The sequence below is a fragment of the Acinetobacter stercoris genome (genome assembly GCF_900323515.1).
Taxonomy (GTDB): Bacteria; Pseudomonadota; Gammaproteobacteria; order Pseudomonadales; family Moraxellaceae; genus Acinetobacter; species Acinetobacter stercoris.
The window spans coordinates 1-5,838 of the sequence record NZ_OOGT01000228.1; the positions used below are offsets into that span (position 1 = coordinate 1).

The following is a 5,838-nucleotide window of genomic DNA, read 5'->3' on the forward strand; positions in this document are numbered from 1 at the left end:
GTATTAGCTTACTTGGCCTTATCGCTTTGTTATTACTCTTCACTATTTACAATAGAATTCACCAAAGTATTCACACATTTTAGAATTTAAATTTCATGAGATAACAATATGAATAATAGTCAACATTTTTTAGCAGTTTTGATGATGCTCAACTGTTTTACCAACATTGGCAAAGTAAAAATAGTATCTCATCAGCAAAACAGGCAATTATTTTATTTCACCGTGGTCATGAACACTCGGGGCGAATGGCCCATTTAGTGGAGGAATTAGGACTTGATGATTTTGACTTTTTTGCATGGGATGCTCGTGGGCATGGGAAATCCCCAGGTGCACGAGGTGATGCACCAAGTTTTTCCGCGTGTGTAAAAGATATTCAATATTTTATTAATCATATTCAAGAAAATTATGGAATTATTCCAGAAAATATTGCAATAGTAGCCCAAAGTGTCGGGGCAGTTCTCGCAGCAACATGGGTACATGATTATGCACCAAAAATCAGAGCGCTTTGCTTAGCATCGCCTGCATTTGATATCAAACTTTACGTACCATTTGCAAAAACCGGATTGTCTGTTTTGAGTAAGTTAAAAGGCAATTTTTTTGTCACCAGTTATGTCAAATCAAAAATGTTAACCCATGATGAAGTTCGTGCAAAAAGTTACGATGAGGATCCTGAAATCGCCCGAGCAATTTCTGTTCGTATGTTGCTTGGTCTATATGATGCATCTAAACGAATTGTAGAAAATGCAGAAAACATTTATGTTCCCACTCAAGTGCTGTCTTCTGGAGCTGATTTCGTAGTGTATCAGCAGCCGCAACGGAAATTTTACGACAAACTACCACACCCGTTGAAAGAATTTCATACATTGGATGGTTTTTATCACGATACTTTGGGCGAAAAAAACCGTGAAATTGCACTAAGCAAAATAAGAAGATTTATAACACAATGTTTTTCTAGTCCTTATCAAGCACCAGATGTATTGAATGCGGATAAAATTGGTGCAAGTTTAGCCGTCGCAGAAGACTTGAGTACACCTTTACCAAAGAATTCAATCAAGAATATTTTTTGGGAACTCACAAAGAAAAATTTAAAAATTGGTAGCTATTTTTCCCAAGGCTTGAAAATTGGTGAAGAAACTGGATATGACTCAGGCAGTACTTTAGATTTTGTCTATCGTAACCAAAGTGAAAGCAGCAATATACTTGGAAAAATAATTGATCGCCAATATCTAAATGCAATCGGTTGGCGTGGTATACGTGTACGTAAACAAAATATTGAATTTTTACTGAAAAAGTATAGTGAAATTCTACAAAAGAAACGCAAGCCACTGCGTATCTTAGATATCGCTTCTGGACATGGGCGATATGTACTTGATGCAGTCGCTACACTTTCAAAACGACCTGATTCTATATTATTACGTGATTATAGCGAATTAAATGTACAAGCTGGACTAAAACTCATTCAAGAAAGGAATTTGAGTGATATTGCCAATTTTTCGACAGGAAATGCTTTCGACACAGAATCACTCGCCTCAATAAAACCTAAAGTAACACTTGCCATTGTCTCGGGATTATATGAGCTATTTAGTGATAATGATCTTCTTCGTCAATCACTTGATGGTTTAAACAAGGCAATGTTAAAAGATGGTTATCTTATTTATACAGGTCAGGTATGGCATCCTCAACAAGAGTTCATTGCTCGTGCTTTAACATCACATCGGCAAGGCGATGCCTGGGTAATGCGTTTGCGCTCCCAAGCTGAAATGGATGCATTGGTCGAACAGGCAGGTTTTAAAAAGATTGATCAATGTATCGATGAATATGGAATATTCACAGTATCTGTCGCACAAAAAATTTAGTTTATGAGTGATAAAAATGCATAAATTAAATTCACAGCCTGGAACATGGAAATGGGGAAGCTTGTGCCTCATTTTCCTAGCCCCTTTTTTCTTTTTAACATATGGATTTGCTAATCAATACGCATCAGCTTTAAATAATGTTCCTAGCATCGTTTTTGATTGGGAACATTCTATCCCGTTATGGCCATGGACGATTATACCGTATTGGTCAATTGACCTGTTTTATGGATTATCACTTTTACTTTGCTGGAATAAGTTTGAGTTAAAACAACATGTTCTACGTTTATTCACAGCACAAATTATTTCAATCAGCTGTTTTTTACTATTTCCATTAAAATTTAGTTTTGAACGTCCTGAACTACATGGCTTTTTTGGAGTTTGGTTCGATATTTTGATGGGTTTTGATAAGCCTTTTAATCAAGCACCATCTTTACATATCGTTTTACTCGTCATTTTATGGGATTTTTATAGACGTCATGTGAATAATTCATGGAAATGGATTGTAGATTTTTGGGCGTTTTTAATCGCGATCTCAGTACTCACGACATGGCAACACCACTTTATAGACCTGCCAACTGGATTACTGGTTGGAGCATTATGCCTATGGATGTTTCCAGTTCAGGTCAAATCCCCTTTTAAAAAAGAACCTAGACAACAACGAACAGCAAAGCATATTAAATTATTCATAATTTACATATGTGCTGCTTGTATTTTTCTTATTTTAAGTTTTTTATTTCAGCCTTGGAGTTTATGGCTCATTTATCCAGCAATAAGTTTATTTGCTGTCGCTTTTGCATACATACTTGTCCGCCCTCATTTTTTTCAAAAACAAGAAAATGGTCGAATGACTATTGCAAGTTATCTTATATTTGCACCTTATTTCATAAGTGCTTGGATTAACAGTAGAATCTGGACTAAAGCCCATCCTGAAGATTCAAAAATCATCAAAATCAATAATCAGCTGTTTTATATTGGTCGTATTCCAGACATTCTAAATATCCAAAAATATGATGTTATCTTTGATTGTGTTGCCGAGATGCCAGTCGCATCTACTCATCAATATCAACAATATTTAAGTCTTGATCTAATTCCTTTACAAGCAGCTCAATTAGAACATGCTGTATATAAACTTAACCAAGTTTTAAACTGTCTGCATGATAATAAGCATGAACAAAAAATTTTAATTTTTTGTGCGCTCGGCTATTCTAGAAGTAGTGCTGTATTATGTGCATGGTTGCTACAAAGTCAGCATAATTATACAGTACAGGACACTATCAATATCATTCAAAAAGCAAGACCTTGGGTTAAATTAAATCCGATACAAATTCAGCAACTTGATCTCTATCGTTCAAGAATAAAAGGATTAACTGCATGAATTATAATTTTTTCATACTCTCAAAATTGTTATCAAATACACGGTCTTTGCTTTTTTCAGGTTATATTGCATTTTCTCTTTCAATAATTTGTATCATACTAAAAGGTTGGCAGTTTCTTGAGCTTTGGATCTATACATTTTTATCTATTATTTTAGTTGCCTTACATCAATTCGTTTCAATTCTAGTTAAATTTGATGCTGATATTTTAGACTTTATTTCAAAATTACACCTGCAAAATATCAATAACAAACAGCTCACCGAACAACTTGATTCAAGCTTAATTTATTTTAAACTCATGCCCAAAAACAAAACAGGACGTAACTGGAATACGCGCTTTCAAGGTTGTTTAAAACTTTTTAAACTACAAATTATTTTATTGGTGATTCAATATATAATGTTAATTATACTTATCTATATATTATTGAATAATTAATCTTAAAATCAGCCAGATGAAATATGTAAATTCCTGTACTGGAGAGAAAATGAATTATCAAAAGAATGAAAATCGAATCAATGCTGGTATAGGAAGATTTATTGCTTTTTTAACTCGTCGTAGTGCGCGACTACTCACAGGGGCACGTAGCCGTTGGTATGGATGTAAACCAGAGCAAAAGCAGCGAATCTATTATGCAAATCACAATAGCCATATTGATTTCATTCTACTTTGGTCCTCATTGCCTAAACAGATTCGTCGTCAAACAAAACCGATAGCCGCTTCTGACTATTGGATGAAAGATGGTTTTAGACGGTTTCTTATTCAAGATACTTTTAACGGGGTTACTATTCAGCGTAATAGAGAAAATCAGTCTGACCCATTGCAACCTATAAAAGAAGTGTTGGCTGATGGTTATTCAATCATTTTCTTTCCGGAAGGCACACGTAACTTAAATGATGATGTAGAGTTATTAGAATTTAAAAGTGGTTTATATCATCTTAACCAGCAGTTCCCAGACGTAGAAATAGTTCCCGTCTGGATTTCTAACCTTAAAAGAGTAATGCCTAAAGGCGCAATTATTCCACTTCCACTACTGTCAACAGTAATATTTGGCTGTCCATTGATCATATCAGCAGATATGAATAAAGCAGAATTTTTGCAGTATGCAGCAAACGAACTAATAAAATTAAAAGAGGTTGAATTTCAATGAACCTGAATAACCTTGAACAGACCTATTTATTATTTGCTATTTTTGCAGCTATTTTGATTTTTGCCTCAACTGTCGGTTTTATTCTTAAACATAAAAATGCAGATCAACCCTCTCCTGTTATAGATAACCTGAATGCCCGCATAAATGCCTGGTGGGTAATGTTATTGGTTCTTGGAACAGCAATCATACTAGGCAAAGTGACATTTATTGTACTTTTTGCTGTTATTTCATTATTTGCCTTACGAGAATTTATCAGTCTGCTACCTACCAGACGTGGTGACTATTTCCCTTTATTGATTGCATTTTATTTTGTAATCCCATACCAGTATTATCTTATTTATATAGATTGGTACGGTCTATATTCGATCTTCATTCCACTTTATGTTTTTTTACTTATTCCTATTGCCAGTCTTAAGCAAGAAGATACGACACACTTTTTAGAAAGAAGTTCAAAAATCCAATGGGGGCTAATGGTTTGCGTATTCTGTATTTCACATGTACCTGCGCTACTTAATTTAAAATTACCCGATTTTCATGGGCAGCAAATCTGGCTAGCTTTATGGCTGATTATGGTTGTGCAAACATCTGATGTTTTGCAGTATGTTTGTGGAAAATTATTTGGCAAACATAAAGTCGCCCCTATTCTTTCACCATCCAAAACAGTAGAGGGATTATTAGGTGGAATAGTGCTGGCTACAGCGCTCGGAGTTGCCATGTCATGGCTCACACCATTTAATTACATACAAGCAACTGTGATCGCATTAGTCATTTGTATTTTTGGTTTTTTTGGTGGATTGGTTATGTCTGCCATCAAGCGGGACCGTGGTGTTAAAGACTGGGGACAGCTCATTCATGGTCATGGAGGTATGCTTGACCGTATTGATTCAATCTGTTTCTCCGCTCCAGTTTTCTTCCATATTCTTCGTTACTGGTGGAGTTAGTTATCAGTAGAAATAACCACAATCTTGGCATTTCATGCCATGTTTATACCGACTAATAGGTAATCCTATTAGAATCAAAAATATAAAAGCTGTCCTTCTACCTTGTGTATGCGCTAAAAGATTTAAACCACCACATGATGGACATTTTTCTTTTTGTAGTGAGAATTTTTCTTCAACATCAGCTGAGTAATCATTGGAAATAATAAATTTTGCTCGTTCCAAATAATCCTCTGGAACAAGGACTTTTACTCCACCCAAAGCATTTGAATAAAACCAATACATGTTGATAGTATGTTCATTTTCAATTGTCGCTGGTATACCTTGAGAAGTTAAAAGAGATTTGGCAATTTGAGCTTCATAAGGCATAGAATAACTTTCTATGATTACCCATTTCATCTTTAGTACCTTATTTAATAGAATATAAACCATATAATACAAACAGTAGCGGTATTCTTTAAACATCATTCATTAATCGTAAATATTAACAATAACTTATTCAAATTATAACTTTATTCTATTG

Annotated in this window: 6 protein-coding genes; 5 read left to right on the plus strand and 1 reads right to left on the minus strand. The window is 34.7% G+C overall.

Annotated features, from left to right (window positions below; all coding sequences use genetic code 11):
* The first annotated feature begins 152 nt into the window (after positions 1–152).
* Genes KPC_RS17185 through KPC_RS17205 form a run of 5 tightly spaced genes read left to right on the plus strand, consistent with a single transcriptional unit; the run spans position 153 to position 5,318 of the window.
* The gene (locus KPC_RS17185) at positions 153–1,856 is read left to right on the plus strand and encodes a bifunctional alpha/beta hydrolase/class I SAM-dependent methyltransferase (protein ID WP_121975572.1); all 1,704 of its coding nucleotides are present in this window, start codon (positions 153–155) and stop codon (positions 1,854–1,856) included.
* Between the two features lie 16 nt (positions 1,857–1,872).
* Positions 1,873–3,231: a dual specificity protein phosphatase family protein gene (locus KPC_RS17190; protein ID WP_121975573.1), complete on the plus strand. Its 1,359-nt coding sequence runs from the start codon at positions 1,873–1,875 to the stop codon at positions 3,229–3,231.
* The gene (locus tag KPC_RS17195) at positions 3,228–3,665 is read left to right on the plus strand and encodes a hypothetical protein (RefSeq protein ID WP_121975574.1); all 438 of its coding nucleotides are present in this window, start codon (positions 3,228–3,230) and stop codon (positions 3,663–3,665) included. The genes KPC_RS17190 and KPC_RS17195 overlap by 4 nt, the downstream gene beginning before the upstream one ends.
* A gap of 49 nt (positions 3,666–3,714) precedes the next feature.
* A complete protein-coding gene (locus KPC_RS17200; protein ID WP_121975575.1) occupies positions 3,715–4,377 on the plus strand; it encodes a lysophospholipid acyltransferase family protein in 663 nt (220 codons plus the stop codon).
* Positions 4,374–5,318, plus strand: a complete 945-nt coding sequence (locus KPC_RS17205) for a phosphatidate cytidylyltransferase (RefSeq protein WP_121975576.1) — start codon at positions 4,374–4,376, stop codon at positions 5,316–5,318. The genes KPC_RS17200 and KPC_RS17205 overlap by 4 nt, the downstream gene beginning before the upstream one ends.
* Positions 5,319–5,321: 3 nt before the next feature.
* Here KPC_RS17205 and KPC_RS17210 read toward each other — a convergent pair whose 3' ends face one another.
* A complete protein-coding gene (locus KPC_RS17210) occupies positions 5,322–5,714 on the minus strand; it encodes a putative signal transducing protein (protein ID WP_121975577.1) in 393 nt (130 codons plus the stop codon).
* Positions 5,715–5,838: the final 124 nt, after the last annotated feature.